Consider the following 14,795-nt stretch of genomic DNA (forward strand, 5'->3'; position numbering starts at 1 on the left):
CGGTCACCCCAGGGTGATCGAATTTCCGGTCACCGTGATCGACTCGGCCGGCAGCGGCCTGGTCGCCGGGCCGTGGGCGACCGAGCCGTCGGCGATGTGGAACTTGCTGCCGTGGCAGGGGCAGTCGATGGTGCCGTCCACCACCTGGTTCACGGTACAGCCCTGATGCGTGCAGATCGCCGAGAAGGCCTTGAAGTCGCCCTTCGTCGGCTGGGTCACCACGATCTTCTGGTCCTTGAAGATCGTGCCGCCGCCCTCCGGGATCTCACTCGTCTGGGCCAGCGCCTCCCCGGCGGTCGCGCTCGCCGCTCGGGAGGCGGACCCCCCGGACGAGGCGGGCGTCTCGGACGAGCTGGAGGAGCCGTTGTCGTTGTAGTTGCTGCATCCCACGCAGGTCGCGGCGAGCGCCGCGGTACCCGTCGTGAGCACGCTGCGCCGAGTGGAGCCGTCGGTCATGTCGTCACCCCGAACGTGCGGAAGAACCAGAAGGCGGACGTCAGCCAGACGAGCGTGAGCACGGCGAACACCAGCCCACCGACGATCGGCAGCAGCCAGCCGGGGAGTCGCTCCGAGCGGAGCAGCAGCATCTTGGCACTGAAAACACCGAAGAAGAAGCAACCCAGGATGGAGTGCCACAAAACGCGTGTTTCGTACGTCTGATAGCCCAACGCGTACAGGCAGTGCACCGCCACGGGGACGGCGACCAGGAACGCGATCCGCCCCGACCAGCGGTGCAGCGCCGGCGCCCAGCGCGGTCCTGGCAGCCTGCCGTACATCATCAGCGCGGAGACCAGCTGGACGAGCGCGAAGAAGAACGCCGTCGAGGCGAGCCAGGACTTCACCGCGCGGGTGCTGCTGAAACCGGCGAGGTTGAAGGCGGTCCCGGTCGGCTGGTGGACCCTGCCGTACACGCCGAGGGCGACCGCGACCGCGGCGGCCACCAGGACGGGCACGAGATAGCGGGCGGGGTGCGGGCGGCGGTGGTTCGGCTCGGGCGACGGCCAGCTCTGCGTGGCGGCGTTCGGGTCGACGGTCATGGTCGGCTCCCTCGGGTCACGGCCGGGTGTCAGGGGACGACTGGACTCGCCGTCAGCCGCTGTCCGTCGACCGTCACGGCGCCGGTCTCCGGGTCGATGCGGGGTGCGGCCGAGGGCTTGCCGTCGCGGTCGACGATGCCGACCTGGCGGCCGTCGGCGAGCACGATCCAGCCGCCGTCGATCTTCGCCCCGCGCACGGTCGCGGTGGCCCGGTACAGCCCCGACCCCTTGACGGCCCGCCGGGCGGTGAAGGCGTAGTGGCCGCCCTCCAGGTGGACGGCCCCGCGAATGCGGCTGTTGTCCTGGAGCGTGCCGTTCAGTACGGCGCCGTGGCCGCCGGTCAGCTTCATGCTGCCGTCGGGGTTCACCCGGCCCTTGAGCCAGGACTCCTTGCTGTGCCCGTCGCAGAAGTACGCGATCGCCCTGCCGTCGCGGACCGAGACGGCGACGGAGGACGAGTCGTCGGCGGTGCGGCCTGCGTAGGAGGCGTCGGCGATCTTCGACGGCGACGGCGACGGCCGCGGGGACGGAGACGGGGACGCCGTGGTCTTCGTCGGCGCCGGGCTCGGTGACTTCTCCTGGTACGACGACGAAGCGGACTTCGTCCCCGTCGTCGCGTTGAGCGTCAGCATGAACAGGCCGAGCAGCAGACCCGCGAGCAGGGTCAGCAACGGACCGGGACGTTTCATGGCGGGCCTCCCCCGAGGCGGGTCTGCCTGCCATCAGAGCGGATCGGCGGGCCCGGCGTAAAGAGGCGCACAGGGGTGTTTCATCCCAAGTAGCGGAATGGGGTACTACACGTGACATTGGGGCCATGGCCGGCAACGGCCTCGTCTCAGCCGGCGGGCACGGCGCACGGGCCCGGCGGCGGTCTGACTAGGCTGGACGGACCAAGAGGCCGACGTCAGAACAGGAGCGGTGCCGTGGCGGTACGAGCGGTCCGGGGGGCCGTCCAGCTGGAGCGGGACGAGGCCGGTCACATGGACGAGCAGGTCGGAGCGCTGCTCACGGCCGTCCTGGAGCGGAACGGGCTGACCGCCGACGACCTGATCAGCATCTGGTTCACGGCCACCCCCGACCTGCACAGCGACTTCCCGGCGGCCGCCGCGCGCAAGCTCGGCATCGTCGACGTACCGCTGATCTGCGCCCAGGAGCTGGACATCGCGGGCGCCATGCCCCGGGTCGTCCGGATACTGGCGCACATCGAGTCCGACCGGCCGCGCGCCGACATCAGTCACGTCTACCTCGGTGCCGCGGGCGCCCTGCGCAAGGACATCGCCCAGTGAGAACCGCGCTCGTCATCGGCACCGGCCTCATCGGTACGTCCGCCGCGCTCGCCCTCGCCCAGCGGGGCGTCGTCGTCCACCTCGCCGACCACGACCCCGAGCAGGCCCGTACCGCGGCCGCGCTCGGCGCCGGCACCGACGAGGCGCCCGAGGGGCCGGTCGACCTGGCGCTCGTCGCCGCCCCGCCCGCCCATGTGGCCGCCGTCCTCGCGGACGCGATGAGCAGGGGCCTGGCGCGCGGCTACGCCGACGTGGCCAGCGTCAAGGGCGGCCCGCGCCGGGAGCTGGAGGAGCGCGGACTGGACCTGACGTCGTACATCGGCACCCACCCCATGTCCGGCCGGGAGAAGTCCGGGCCGCTGGCCGCCACCGCCGACCTCTTCGAGGGCCGGCCCTGGGTGCTCACCCCCACCCGGGACACCGACACCGAGGTGCTGAACCTCGCCCTGGAGCTGGTCTCGCACTGCCGGGCCGTCCCGGTGGTCATGGACGCCGACGCCCACGACCGCGCGGTGGCCCTGGTCTCCCACATGCCCCACCTGGTCTCCAGCATGGTCGCGGCCCGCCTGGAGCACGCCGACGAGTCGGCCGTACGGCTGTGCGGACAGGGCATCCGGGACGTGACGCGGATCGCCGCGTCCGACCCCCGCATGTGGATCGACATCCTCTCCGCGAACCCCGGCCCGGTCGCCGACCTGCTCGCCGACGTCTCCGCCGACCTCGACGAGACGGTCCGCGCCCTGCGCTCCCTGCAGTCCTCCGACGAGGACAAGCGGCGCGCGGGCGGGGCCGGGATCGCGGACGTGCTGCGCCGCGGCAACGCCGGCCAGGTCCGGGTGCCCGGCAAGCACGGCTCGGCGCCGCGGGCGTACGAGGTCGTGGCGGTGCTCATCGACGACCAGCCAGGGCAGCTGGCCCGGATCTTCGCGGACGCCGGGGCGGCCGGGGTCAACATCGAGGACGTGCGGATCGAGCACGCGACCGGCCAGCAGGCCGGTCACGTCCAGCTCTGGGTGGAGCCGAAGGCCGTGCCCGTGCTCACGTCGGCGCTGCGGGACCGGGGCTGGGCGCTGCGGCAGTAGCGCTGAAACCGGAGGTCCCGGGGGCCGGTAACCTTGTGCGGGGCGCACTGCCGCCCGTACACCACCCACCACCCTGCACCCGGAAGGTGTCCCCCCGTGGAAAACGGCGCCGTAAAGCCCGTGATTGTCGCGATCGACGGCCCCTCGGGCACCGGCAAGTCGAGCACGTCCAAGGCCGTGGCCGAGCAGCTGGGCCTGAGCTACCTGGACACCGGCGCCCAGTACCGGGCCATCACCTGGTGGATGGCGACCAACGGCATCGACCTCACCGACCCGACCGCGATCGCCGCGGTGGCCGGAAAGCCGGAGATCGTCTCGGGGACCGACCCGGTCAAGCCGACGATCACCGTCGACGGCGTGGACGTCGCCGGCCCGATCCGCACCGAGGAGGTCACCTCCAAGGTCAGCGCGGTCAGCGCGGTACCGGAGGTGCGGACCCGGATCAGCGAGCTGCAGCGGTCGCTGGCCCGCGCCGCCGCGGACGGCATCGTCGTCGAGGGCCGGGACATCGGCACCACCGTGCTGCCCGACGCCGACCTGAAGGTCTTCCTCACCGCCTCCCCGGAGGCCCGCGCGGCCCGCCGCAGCGGCGAGCTGAAGGGCGTCGACGTCAACGCCACCCGCGAGGCCCTGGTCAAGCGGGACGCGGCCGACTCCTCCCGTAAGACCTCGCCGCTCGCCAAGGCCGGCGACGCGGTCGAGGTGGACACCACCGAGCTGACGCTGGCCCAGGTCATCGAGTGCGTCGTCACCCTCGTCGAGGAGAAGCGGGCCGGGAAGTGAGCGTTCCGTCGCAGCGGGGCGCCGAGACCGGGCGCCGCATCGGGGTCGGCCTGATGTACGGGCTGTGGAAGCCGCGCGTGCTCGGCTCCTGGAAGGTGCCCGCGCACGGTCCGGCGATCCTCGCCGTGAACCACTCCCACAACATCGACGGCCCGATGGTCATGGGCGTGGCGCCCAGGCCGACGCACTTCCTCATCAAGAAGGAGGCGTTCGTCGGGCCGCTCGACCCGTTCCTGACCCGGATCGGGCAGCTGAAGGTGGACCGCCATTCCGCCGACCGCACGGCGATCACCCAGGCGCTCGGCGTCCTGGAGGCCGGGGGAGTGCTCGGCATATTCCCCGAGGGCAGCCGCGGCGACGGCGACTTCGCCGCGCTCCGCGCGGGCCTCGCCTACTTCGCGGTGCGCTCCGGGGCGCCGATCGTCCCGGTGGCCGTGCTGGGAAGCTCCGAGCGGCGCGGACGGTTGATAAAGGGGCTGCCTCCGCTGCGCTCCCGCGTCGACGTCGTCTTCGGCGACGCCTTCGAGGCGGGCGACGGCAGCGGCCGACGCACCCGAAAGGCCCTGGACGAGGCCACCGAGCGCATCCAGAAGCAGCTCACCAGTCACCTGGAAAACGCCAGGCGTCTGACCGGACGCTAGGCGACACTGAGTAGTGGATCAGCCCGTGGGAGAGAGCCCGCAGCAGGTCTGATCCACCGATCACCACGATGAACGACGAGGTACGGACTTCATGAACGACCACATCCAGCCCGGCGACTCGGCTGAGCACGAGTACGACCACGGGGCGCTCGGCGACGCCGAGTACGCGGAGTTCATGGAGCTCGCCGCGGAAGAGGGCTTCGACATCGAGGATGTCGAGGGTGCCATCGAGGCGGCCGGCCACGGTCCGCTGCCCGTCCTCGCCGTCGTCGGCCGCCCGAACGTCGGCAAGTCGACCCTGGTCAACCGCATCATCGGCCGCCGCGAGGCCGTCGTCGAGGACAAGCCCGGGGTCACCCGGGACCGTGTGACCTACGAGGCGGAGTGGGCGGGCCGCCGCTTCAAGGTCGTCGACACCGGCGGCTGGGAGCAGGACGTCCTCGGCATCGACGCCTCCGTGGCGGCCCAGGCCGAGTACGCGATCGAGGCGGCCGACGCGGTCGTCTTCGTGGTCGACGCCAAGGTCGGCGCGACCGACACCGACGAGGCGGTCGTACGCCTGCTGCGCAAGGCCGGCAAGCCCGTCGTGCTGGCCGCCAACAAGGTCGACGGACCCAGCGGCGAGGCCGACGCGGCCTACCTCTGGTCGCTCGGTCTCGGCGAGCCGCACCCGGTCTCCGCCCTGCACGGCCGCGGCACCGGCGACATGCTGGACGCCGTCCTGGAGGCGCTGCCCGACGCGCCCGAGCAGACCTTCGGCGGCACGGGGGTCGGCGGCCCCCGCCGGATCGCCCTCATCGGCCGCCCGAACGTCGGCAAGTCCTCCCTCCTCAACAAGGTGGCCGGCGAGGAGCGCGTCGTCGTCAACGAGATCGCCGGCACCACCCGCGACCCGGTCGACGAACTGATCGAACTCGGCGGCATCACCTGGAAGTTCGTCGACACCGCCGGCATCCGCAAGCGCGTCCACCTGCAGCAGGGCGCCGACTACTACGCCTCGCTGCGCACCGCCGCCGCCGTCGAGAAGGCCGAGCTCGCGGTCATCCTGCTCGACGCCTCCGAGAACATCTCGGTGCAGGACCAGCGCATCGTCACCATGGCCGTCGAGGCGGGCCGCGCGGTCGTCCTCGCCTTCAACAAGTGGGACACCCTCGACGAGGAGCGCCGCTACTACCTGGAACGCGAGATCGAGACCGAGCTCGGCCAGGTCGCCTGGGCACCCCGCGTCAACGTCTCCGCGCGCACCGGCCGCCACATGGAGAAGCTGGTCCCCGCGATCGAGACCGCCCTCGCCGGCTGGGAGACCCGCGTCCCCACCGGCCGCCTCAACGCCTTCCTCGGCGAGCTGGTCTCGGCCCACCCGCACCCGGTCCGGGGCGGCAAGCAGCCGCGCATCCTGTTCGGCACCCAGGCCGGCACCAAGCCGCCGCGGTTCGTCCTGTTCGCCTCCGGCTTCATCGAGGCGGGCTACCGCCGCTTCATCGAGCGCCGGCTGCGCGAGGAGTTCGGCTTCGAGGGCACGCCGATCCACATCTCCGTGCGGGTGCGCGAGAAGCGCGGCGCGAAGAAGAAGTAGCCGCATGCGTGAGGGGCGGCCACCGCTGACGGTGGCCGCCCCTCACGCATGATCTGTCACATCCCCCGGCGCGGTCCCGGCGGAAGCGCAGCCGGGACCGGCGTCATCCCGGTCTCCTGGGCCCGCCCGAGCGTCCCGACCCGCTGCCACTGCGGCGGCTGCGGCTGCCCGCCGCCGTTCCGGGCGCTGTAGGCACCGGCGCTGTACGCGCTGTACGAGTTCCCTCCGTACGACCCCAGACCGTGGGTGCCGGTACTGAACGGGGCGCTCCCGAAGGCGACGAACCCCATGGACTCCTCACCGCTGCGATCACCCGGCAGCGTACGGAAGGCCTTGACCCACTCCGCATAGAGCGAGTCGTAGATCGGCGTGGCCGAGAGCCCGCCCGGGGCCTCCTGAGCCGCCCGAGCAGCGGGAACGGCGGAGAAGGACGGCCGGTGGGGAGGAAGGTCGTATGCGTGCACGTATGTCCAAACGACCGGATTCTTGAAGAGATGCGGCCCATAGTTTTGCTTTTGGGGCTGTGGAGCGCCCTGTAAGGGGCGCGGGGCTGTGTTGGATCTGCGGCTGCCGCCGCGTGGGCGCGAGCAACCACGACGCTGCCGCAGTCGCGATCCGGCCCGCAGCCCCTACCCCTCGGGCGACCCTCAAACCCCCGCAAGCGGAAGCGCCGCCGCCACCAGCTTCCCGTTCGCCGCCGCCTTGTCGATCGCGTCGCGCAGCAGGTCCTCCCGCGGCTGCCGCCCGATCGACCCCACCGGCGCCGCGAACATCAGCACCTGCTGGTGCTTGTTGGCGGCCGCCCGCCACCCGTCGGTCACCTGCAGCGGCTGATGCGCCTGCCACCACGCCACCGGCTGCCCGCCCGCCGCGCCCGGCTGCAGCACCGCGTGCAGCTGACCCACCGCCAGCAGCACCGACCACCCGTGCAGCACCGGCGGCACTGCGGACAGCTCCGGCACCGGCATGAAGCCCTGCTCGATGAGGAGCGGCAGGAAGTCGTCGCCCACCCCGTCCGTGCCGGGCCGCACGATCGGCGACGTCGGCTCCACGACCAGCGCGGGGTGCAACTCCCCGGCGATCAGCACGAGTCCGCTGGTCACCCCGAGCACCGCCTGCTCGGGCACGGACTTCTGCGGCCCGCCGCCCGGCGCGCTGTCGCCGTTGATGGAGCGGACCGCGCCCTGCAGCTGCTCCTCGGTGACCTGGACGACCTGCGAGGGCAGGCAGGTGGCGTGGGCAAAGGCGAGGACGGCGGTCTCGTCGCCGATGAACAGGACGGTGCTGGTGCGCTCCTGTTCGGAGTCGCCCGGGGTGCGGCAGGACGTGCAGTCGTAGCTGCCGGGGGCGTTGTCTCCGGCGAGCAGCCGGTCGGCTTCTTCGTCGCCGATCTCGGCGCGTACCTCGTCGCTGACGTCGAGCATGCGCGGCACGGTGGCTCCCTCGGGATGCGTGCGTGAAGGCCCGGGTGGCTCCCGGTCCGTGAGCCCCCGGGGTCGCGGGCTCATGAAGAAGACAACGGGTGATCTGTGGTGGGGGTCACGCATCGGGAGGATCGGGATCGAACCATCCGCTGCGCAGGGTCACTCCTCGTGCGGAATCCGGCACTCCCCGTCAACTCTTCGCAAGCCAAAGGAGTTTGACGCGGTGAAGTGAATCACAGATCCGTCGAACCCATGGTCGACAAATCAGGAAATCAGGGAATGTAGTGGGTGGCCGAAAATAGCTGCTACCAACGGTAACAGCGAACTGGCCTGGCCTGACAGGGAGTTGGTTGATTTCGGGCGTTCCCGATCTCTAGATTCCTCCGCCGTGTGCAACGAGCACCGCTCGGGTACGTCCGCCGGCCACACCAGGCAGAGCACCACCGCAGTACCGGCCGCGGCGGACGGGGCGAGCGCGAGGAACCGCGTCCATCGCGCGGGGACCGCGTCCCGCCTGGGGGACCCCGGGTATGTGGAGAGGGAAATACATGTCCGAGTGTGCCGATACCACCCGTGAGACCGCCGTCGCCAAGAACGGCTCCCGCAAGGGCCGTACGACAGCCGCCCTGGCCGGAGCGGCGCTGCTCGCCCCGCTGGGCCTGCTGGCGGCCACCGGCAACGCCGCGGCGGCGGACAACGGAGTGTGGGACCGCATCGCCCAGTGCGAGAGCGGCGGCAACTGGCACATCAACACCGGCAACGGCTACTACGGCGGACTCCAGTTCTCCGCCTCCACCTGGCGCGCGTACGGCGGCACCGCCTACGCGGCGACGGCCGACCAGGCCTCCAGGGAAGCGCAGATAGCCGTCGCCACCAAGGTCCAGCACGCCCAGGGCTGGAACGCGTGGCCGGTCTGCTCGGCGCGGGCCGGGGCGACCGGTTCGGCGCCCGAGAGCGCCTCGGTGACCACGAAGAGCACCACGGAGTCGGCGACGAAGTCGTCGAGGTCGTCCAAGTCGTCGGCCCCGTCGGCCCCGTCGACCACCAGGAAGTCGACCCCTGCGGCGAAGACGCCGCAGCGCTCGGCGGACCGCACCTCGTCCGGGGGCGACTACACCGTCCGCAAGGGCGACACCCTGAGCGAGATCGCCGAGCGGCACGGCACCACCTGGCAGCACCTCTACGCCGCCAACAAGGCCGTCATCGGCGACGACCCGAACCTGATCGTGCCTGGGCAGCGCCTCGCGCTCTGACGCGAACCCCCGCCCCGCACCGCCATGCCCTGCCCGGTCCGACCGGGCGGGGCCCGGTGCGTTTTGGGGGCATGTACATGCTTTGAATGGGCGCGGGCGCGCGGATGTGAGGGTGATTCACGTGCGGACGGCACCCTTCGAGTTCACGCTGCCGCAACCTCGTCCCTACCCGCGCGGTACGGGGGTTCTGTGCCGGAGCGGTGAATCTCTTATGCGGTGTCAGCTTCGGCGTCGGCCGTCGGAATCGGAATGGAATGCACGCGCCGGAGTGTCCCGGATCCCTGCTTCCGGTTCTTTCCGGCGGCTTTTCGGAAGACCCTACCGGCATCGGGGAATTGCGCTCGAATGCGCCAGGAAGGCGCATGGAACCGCTCGAACGTGTGACGGAGTTCGAGCGAAACGCGTGTCGTGATTCTGTGACAGAAGTGTGACCGGAGACGGACGTGGGACTTCGGCTTCCGTCTCCGCCGGAAGCGGCCTAGCGTGGGCCGCATGGCACCGGACACCGCTCCGCCGACGGAGCCCCAGGACAGCCCGCAAGGGTACGTAGGCCTCGACGCGGGCGACGCGGAACGGTTCGCCCGGCAACGGGGGTGGACGACGGTGCGCTCGCTGCCGCCGGGCGCGATCATCACCATGGAGTACCGGACGGGGCGGCTCAACTTCGAGGTGCGCGACGGCGTCGTGGCGCGCGCCTGGAAGGGCTGACCGTACGACGGCGAAGGCCCCGGTTCCCCGCAGTGGGGAACCGGGGCCTTCGCCGTGCCGGGGGCGGCTGTGCGTACCTGACCCCCGCTTGTCGTACCCGGCCTGTCGTGCCGGTGGGGCGGCCGTCAGCCGCCCGCCACGGGACGGGCCGCCTGGGCGGCGGTGCCGCGCGGCTGCCGTTCGGGGTGCGGCGGGCGACGGCTGCCCGCCGGGGTCACCGGGGTGCGCTCCGAACGGGCGGTGTGCGGGCCGGGTGCCAGATGGATCGGGGCCCTGGGCGCGCGGGCCAGGGAGACCGGCTCGGGTTCCGGCGTCGTCTGCTCGACGGGCGCCGGACGCGGCTTGAGGACCACGGGCACCGGGACCGGGGCGGGCACCGTGCTGCCGCGGCGGGCGCGCCAGCGGTCGCGCAGGTCGAAGATCGAGGTCTCGGCGCGGGCGATGAACGGCTCGCACCAGGGCAGCGCCAAGAGGATCAGCAGTCCCGCGGCCCAGCCCAGCAACACGTCGCTCAGCCAGTGCGTACCGAGGTAGACGGTGGACATGCCGACGCCGAGCGAGGTGACCGCCGAGGCGGCGGAGAGCCAGCGGCGGGCTCTCGGGGTGGAGGCCAGATATGCCAGAATTCCCCAGGTCACCACCGCGTTGGCGGTGTGTCCGCTGGGGAATATATCGCCGCCCAGGCCCATCTCGTTCGAGCCGATGACGGTCGCGTAGTGCGGTCCGAGGCGCCCCATGCCGAGCTTGGCCGCGCCGACCGTGATGTTGAGCAGCAGCAGGGAGGCGCCGAGCGTCAGCATCGGGCGCAGCGTGTGCTGCCGCCACGAACGCCAGCCCAGCCAGGCCGCGACCATCACGGCCGTCGGGCCGCGCTGGCCGAGGACCACGTAGTAGTCGACGAACCAGTGGATCCCCGCCCACTGCTGGTACGGCCGGAAGAACATGACCTGCCAGTCGAGCCGGACCAGCCACGACGTGATCACGACGGCCCACACGATCGCCAGGTAGAAGGCCAGGGTCGCGGTGAACAACACGACCCGGTGCCGGCTCATCTTCGGCACATCAATGTGGGCCGGCCGTTCCGGCTCACGGTCCAGCCTGGCGAACACCCGGTCCAGACGGGTGAGGTTTCGTTCGGTACGCACCCAATCGACGTTACAGCGAGTGAGCTCTGTTCCCGGTCGAAACAGCGGCTTTGTGATGACGATGTGATGTGGGAAACCTCTCAGGAGGCCTCCGAATTCTAAGGATTCCGTAATCCTCGGCGGGTCCGCCCTTCAATTCCTTTGATCATGCCGGGTCGCCGTTTTATGGCACTTATGAATTCGTTAACCAAAGCATGGGGTGGAATTCTCCGGCTGCTCATCGGAGCCACTCAAATGATCATGGAGGTCCGGAGCCGTTCAGCCAGAACGCGCCATAGATCGCCGAGGCCACTGCCACACCCGCCGTGACCAGCACCGATCTGCCGGTGCGCAGCCGGGCGAGGGCCCGGGCGAGCGGCAGCAGGACCGGGAAGGCCGGCATCAGCAGCCGCGGCTTGGACCCGAAGTAGCTCGACGCGCACAGTGCCAGCGCCAGGACGACACCCGTGTAGACCAGCAGGGGGAGCGGTTGCCGCTGGCGGACGCCGATCACGTAGAGCCACAGCAGGAGGCCGACACCGAGGAGCAAACCCGCTCCGGCGAGAGCGGACGGAAATGACGTGAACTTGTCGGCCACGAAGCGTGCGAACGCATAGCCGCCGTCGAAGCCGTTACGCCAGCCCGCCTGGACGTCCAGGTAGCCGAGCGGGCCCCTGCCGGTGCGGTGGCCGACCCACAGGACGTAGGCGGCGGTGCCGACGGGGGCGAGGAGCATGCCGAGGGCGCGGCGCCAGGGCGGGGCGTCGGCGGTGGTGATGTGGGGGGCGCGTGTCATGTGGGATGCGCCGGTTGTCTGCGGGGCGCGCCGGGCGCGGGCGGCGCTGGACACCTCAGGGGCGCGCTCGTCCTCTCGCGCGCTGTCCGGATCGTCCGCACCACCGTCCCGAGCGCCCCTGCTCCGATCCCGCACGAACGAGACCACCCCAGCCGTCCACACCGCCGCCACCACGGCGAGCCCCACCGGCCGGGTCAGCCCCGCCAGCGCGGCCAGCAATCCGGCGATCACCCAGCGGCCGGTCAGCACGGCGTACAGCGACCAGGCGGCCAGCGCCGTGAACAGCGACTCGCTGTACGCCATCGACTGCACGATCCCGACGGGCAGCGCGGCCCACAGCAGCACCGCGCAGACCCCCGCCCGCAGGCCGTACACGAAGTCCGTGACCGCGAAGATCCCCCAGGCCGCGGCCAGCGAGGCGAGCAGGCTCACGGTGAAGCCGGCGTCGGCGTACGACAGGGGCGCGAGCGCGTGCAGCAGGCGCTCCAGCCAGGGCAGCAGCGGGAAGAAGGCCAGGTTGGAGTGGACGTCGCCGTTCGGCAGCCGCACCTCGTAGCCGTAGCCCAGTTCGGCGACCCGCGTGTACCACAGCGAGTCCCAGCGCGCCGTCAACAAGGTGTACGCGCTCCTGCCGCGTGCCGCGCTCCACCCGGCCAGCACGACCAGGCCGAGGGCGCGTACGGCCGCGTACCCGAGCAGGGCCGGCGCCGCCCGGCGCAGGGCGGGGGCGCGCGGTACCGCCATGGGCGTTTCAAGATCGGTCACGGGCTCGATTATCGACGGGCACGGAACCACGGGGTTCGTGCGGGCGTGGTGCAGAGCGGAGGGCAGTGGTGTACGCCACATGAGTTCTCCGGAGAGTGTGAGAGGTCCGCCACGTGCCCCCGGAACGAACTCGCGTACGCTGACATGTCACTCGCGTTCGTATGCGCGGGCCGGAGACCCCGCTCCTCTCCGGCCGTACGACGGGGCGTCCCCACCCCGCCCGTCCGCCGCACGCGAGGGACCATCTGGGAGGTACGTACATGTCCGGGACGACCACGGCCACCGTACGACCGCGCCGTCGGACGGTGTCCAGGGCCGGTGCCGGTGCCAACCGCTGGGTCGTCCTCGTCGTCCTCTGCGTCAGCCTGCTGCTGGTCGCCCTCGACGCGACCGTGCTGCATGTCGCGGTGCCCGCCGTCACCGAGGACCTCAAGCCCGGTGCGATGGAACTGCTCTGGATCGTCGACGTCTACCCGCTGGTCTGCGCCTCGCTGCTGATCCTGTTCGGCACGCTCGGCGACCGGGTGGGCCGGCGGCGCGTGCTGCTTCTCGGCTACGCCCTGTTCGGCATCGCCTCCGCGGCGGCCGCGGTCGCGCCGAGCGCGGCGGCACTGATCGGGGCCCGGGCGCTGCTCGGCGTCGGCGGAGCGATGATCATGCCGGCCACCCTCTCCATCCTCCGGCAGGTCTTCCCCGACCGTCGTGAGCGGGCCCTCGCCATCGGTATCTGGAGTGCGGTGGCGGCGGTCGGCGCGGCGGTCGGCCCCCTCCTCGGCGGCTTCCTCCTCGAACACTTCTGGTGGGGCTCCGTCTTCCTGGTCAACATCCCGCTGATGCTGGTCAGCCTCCCGGTGGGGCGGTTCTTCCTCCCCGAGTCGCGCGGCGACCGCGACGGCCCCTGGGACGTGGTCGGCGCGCTGATGGCGGCGGCCGGCCTGTTCGGCGTGGTCTTCGCCGTGAAGCGCCTCGGCGGCGGCGAACCGGCCGCGAGCGCGCTCACGCTGGCGCCGTTGCTGCTGGGCGCAGTGCTGCTGGTCCTCTTCGTACGACGGCAACGGCGGCGGGCGTTCCCGCTGGTGGACCTGAGGATGTTCGCGCGGCCGGCGTTCAGTACGGCGGTGGGCTGCATCGTGCTGGCGATGCTGGCGCTGGTGGGCCTTGAGCTGATCGCCGCGCAGTACCTGCAACTGGTGCTGGGCCTCTCGCCGTTGCAGACCGGGCTACGGCTGCTGCCGCTGACGCTCGCCGCGATGGCCGCGGGGCTGGCCGGGGCGCGGATGCTGCGGCGGTTCGGGCCGCGCCGGATGGTGTGCTTCGGCTTCTGCCTGACCGCGGCGGCGGTGCTCACGCTGACTGCGATGGGCGGGGCGGACAACGCGAGCCTGCTGCTCTTCGGCTTCCTGCTCCTCGGCTTCGGCCTGGAGACCACGCTCTTCGGGGCGTACGAGTCGATGCTGAGCGAGGCGCCGGCGGCGCAGGCCGGCGGGGCGGCGGCGATCGGCGAGACGTCGTACCAGCTGGGGGCGGGGATCGGGATCGCGCTCCTCGGCAGCGTGATGAACGCGGCGTACGCGCCGGGGCTGGCCGGGGTGCCGGGGGTACCGGCGTCGGCGTCGGCCGCGGCGGGGCACTCGCTGGGGGAGGCGTACGCGGTCGCCGGCCGGCTGGGCGGGCCGGCCGGGTCGGCGTTGCGCCGGGCGGCGCGGGACTCCTACGTGCACGGTCTGCATGTGACGTTGCTGGTGAGCGGTGGGCTGTTGTTGCTGGGGGCGGTGATGGCGCTGCGGTTGCCGCGAGCCATGCACTGCGAGGACGCCCCGGTGGAGGTCCCCGCCCCTCGCGAACCGGAGAGGTCCCGCGTCTCGGCGTAGCCCGGTGGGCCGGCCGGCCGGCGGGCGGGTGCGGGTCAGGGCCTTCTCCCACCCACGCACCACCCGTGCGGGTGGGGGGAAGAGTGGGCGTCGCCTGCGGGGGTGGTTCGCCGTTGGCGGCTGCCTGTACGAACGACGGGCCCAACGCATCCGCCGCCATGCGCTCCCCGCTATCCGCCCCCGCTCCTCGCCTCCTCGCTCCCCGCTATCCGCCCCCCGGCTATCCGCTCCTCGCTCCTCGCTCCTCGCTTCCCCCCCCGGCTATCCGCTCCTCGCTCCTCGCTCCTCGCTCCTCGCTTCCCCCCCCGGCTATCCGCTCCTCGCTTCCCGCTTCCCGCTTCCTCCCCCCCCGGCTATCCGCTCTTCGCTTCCCGCTTCCCGCTTCCTGCCCCCCGGCTATCCGCTCTTCGCTTCCCGCTTCCCGCTTCCTGCCCCCCGGCTATCCGCTC

Annotated in this window: 15 protein-coding genes; 8 read left to right on the forward strand and 7 right to left on the reverse strand. The window is 71.7% G+C overall.

Going from position 1 to position 14,795, the window contains the following annotated elements; translation table 11 throughout:
* Positions 1-3 precede the first annotated feature (3 nt).
* The 3 genes from KVT45_RS45540 to KVT45_RS45550 are packed head-to-tail and all read right to left on the reverse strand — an operon-like array spanning position 4 to position 1,726.
* Positions 4-456 carry a Rieske (2Fe-2S) protein gene (locus KVT45_RS45540; protein WP_217555695.1) on the reverse strand — a complete coding sequence of 151 codons (453 nt, stop codon included), beginning with the start codon at positions 454-456 and terminating at the stop codon, positions 4-6.
* Positions 453-1,037: a DUF6529 family protein gene (locus KVT45_RS45545; protein WP_217555697.1), complete on the reverse strand. Its 585-nt coding sequence runs from the start codon at positions 1,035-1,037 to the stop codon at positions 453-455. Before KVT45_RS45545 ends, KVT45_RS45540 begins: the two co-directional genes overlap by 4 nt.
* A 29-nt stretch (positions 1,038-1,066) precedes the next feature.
* Positions 1,067-1,726 (reverse strand): hypothetical protein, encoded by a 660-nt coding sequence (locus tag KVT45_RS45550; RefSeq protein WP_217555699.1) that lies wholly within the window; start codon positions 1,724-1,726, stop codon positions 1,067-1,069.
* A 234-nt stretch (positions 1,727-1,960) separates the two neighbouring features.
* Here KVT45_RS45550 and aroH point away from each other — a divergent pair, with 234 nt between their 5' ends.
* The 5 genes from aroH to der all read left to right on the forward strand — a co-directional run bounded on the left by aroH (position 1,961) and on the right by der (position 6,405).
* A complete protein-coding gene (gene aroH / locus KVT45_RS45555) occupies positions 1,961-2,323 on the forward strand; it encodes a chorismate mutase (RefSeq protein ID WP_089102957.1) in 363 nt (120 codons plus the stop codon).
* A complete protein-coding gene (locus KVT45_RS45560; RefSeq protein WP_217555701.1) occupies positions 2,320-3,405 on the forward strand; it encodes a prephenate dehydrogenase in 1,086 nt (361 codons plus the stop codon). Before aroH ends, KVT45_RS45560 begins: the two co-directional genes overlap by 4 nt.
* 96 nt (positions 3,406-3,501) lie before the next feature.
* Entirely contained in the window at positions 3,502-4,188 is a 687-nt protein-coding gene (gene cmk / locus KVT45_RS45565) for a (d)CMP kinase (protein ID WP_217555703.1), read from the forward strand.
* 53 nt (positions 4,189-4,241) lie between these two features.
* Positions 4,242-4,829, forward strand: coding sequence for a 1-acyl-sn-glycerol-3-phosphate acyltransferase (locus KVT45_RS45570; protein WP_254648320.1), 588 nt, complete (start codon positions 4,242-4,244; stop codon positions 4,827-4,829).
* 91 nt (positions 4,830-4,920) lie between these two features.
* Positions 4,921-6,405, forward strand: a complete 1,485-nt coding sequence (gene der, locus KVT45_RS45575; RefSeq protein ID WP_217555706.1) for a ribosome biogenesis GTPase Der — start codon at positions 4,921-4,923, stop codon at positions 6,403-6,405.
* A 56-nt stretch (positions 6,406-6,461) separates the two neighbouring features.
* Here the strand turns inward: der and KVT45_RS45580 are convergent, their stop codons facing one another.
* Both KVT45_RS45580 and KVT45_RS45585 read right to left on the reverse strand, forming a co-directional pair.
* The gene (locus KVT45_RS45580) at positions 6,462-6,869 is read right to left on the reverse strand and encodes a hypothetical protein (protein ID WP_217555708.1); all 408 of its coding nucleotides are present in this window, start codon (positions 6,867-6,869) and stop codon (positions 6,462-6,464) included.
* Between the two features lie 183 nt (positions 6,870-7,052).
* Positions 7,053-7,838, reverse strand: coding sequence for a hypothetical protein (locus tag KVT45_RS45585; protein ID WP_217555710.1), 786 nt, complete (start codon positions 7,836-7,838; stop codon positions 7,053-7,055).
* 539 nt (positions 7,839-8,377) lie between these two features.
* On the opposite strand from KVT45_RS45585, the gene KVT45_RS45590 reads away from it, so the two are divergent.
* On the forward strand, positions 8,378-9,082 hold the full coding sequence (locus tag KVT45_RS45590) for a transglycosylase family protein (protein WP_217555712.1): 705 nt from the start codon (positions 8,378-8,380) through the stop codon (positions 9,080-9,082).
* Between the two features lie 492 nt (positions 9,083-9,574).
* Positions 9,575-9,790, forward strand: coding sequence for an I78 family peptidase inhibitor (locus tag KVT45_RS45595; RefSeq protein ID WP_217555714.1), 216 nt, complete (start codon positions 9,575-9,577; stop codon positions 9,788-9,790).
* Positions 9,791-9,915: 125 nt separating this feature from the next.
* On the opposite strand, the gene KVT45_RS45600 is transcribed toward KVT45_RS45595, so the two are convergent.
* The gene (locus tag KVT45_RS45600) at positions 9,916-10,935 is read right to left on the reverse strand and encodes a phosphatase PAP2 family protein (protein WP_217555716.1); all 1,020 of its coding nucleotides are present in this window, start codon (positions 10,933-10,935) and stop codon (positions 9,916-9,918) included.
* 238 nt (positions 10,936-11,173) lie between these two features.
* Positions 11,174-12,475: a mannosyltransferase family protein gene (locus tag KVT45_RS45605; protein ID WP_308311061.1), complete on the reverse strand. Its 1,302-nt coding sequence runs from the start codon at positions 12,473-12,475 to the stop codon at positions 11,174-11,176.
* A 260-nt stretch (positions 12,476-12,735) separates the two neighbouring features.
* Here KVT45_RS45605 and KVT45_RS45610 point away from each other — a divergent pair, with 260 nt between their 5' ends.
* Positions 12,736-14,346, forward strand: coding sequence for an MFS transporter (locus tag KVT45_RS45610; protein ID WP_217555718.1), 1,611 nt, complete (start codon positions 12,736-12,738; stop codon positions 14,344-14,346).
* Positions 14,347-14,795 lie beyond the last annotated feature (449 nt).

Origin of the sequence: Streptomyces sp. GbtcB6 (assembly GCF_019091475.1) — a bacterium.
Lineage (GTDB): Bacteria > Actinomycetota > Actinomycetes > Streptomycetales > Streptomycetaceae > Streptomyces > Streptomyces hyaluromycini.

What these genes read in the sequence shown, in the direction of transcription:
- KVT45_RS45540 (WP_217555695.1), bottom strand. Translation starts at nt 456, where the DNA reads ATGACCGACGGCTCCACTCGGCGCAGCGTGCTCACGACGGGTACCGCG.
- KVT45_RS45545 (WP_217555697.1), bottom strand. Translation starts at nt 1,037, where the DNA reads ATGACCGTCGACCCGAACGCCGCCACGCAGAGCTGGCCGTCGCCCGAG.
- KVT45_RS45550 (WP_217555699.1), bottom strand. Translation starts at nt 1,726, where the DNA reads ATGAAACGTCCCGGTCCGTTGCTGACCCTGCTCGCGGGTCTGCTGCTC.
- KVT45_RS45570 (WP_254648320.1), top strand. Translation starts at nt 4,242, where the DNA reads ATGTACGGGCTGTGGAAGCCGCGCGTGCTCGGCTCCTGGAAGGTGCCC.
- der (WP_217555706.1), top strand. Translation starts at nt 4,921, where the DNA reads ATGAACGACCACATCCAGCCCGGCGACTCGGCTGAGCACGAGTACGAC.
- KVT45_RS45590 (WP_217555712.1), top strand. Translation starts at nt 8,378, where the DNA reads ATGTCCGAGTGTGCCGATACCACCCGTGAGACCGCCGTCGCCAAGAAC.
- KVT45_RS45595 (WP_217555714.1), top strand. Translation starts at nt 9,575, where the DNA reads ATGGCACCGGACACCGCTCCGCCGACGGAGCCCCAGGACAGCCCGCAA.
- KVT45_RS45610 (WP_217555718.1), top strand. Translation starts at nt 12,736, where the DNA reads ATGTCCGGGACGACCACGGCCACCGTACGACCGCGCCGTCGGACGGTG.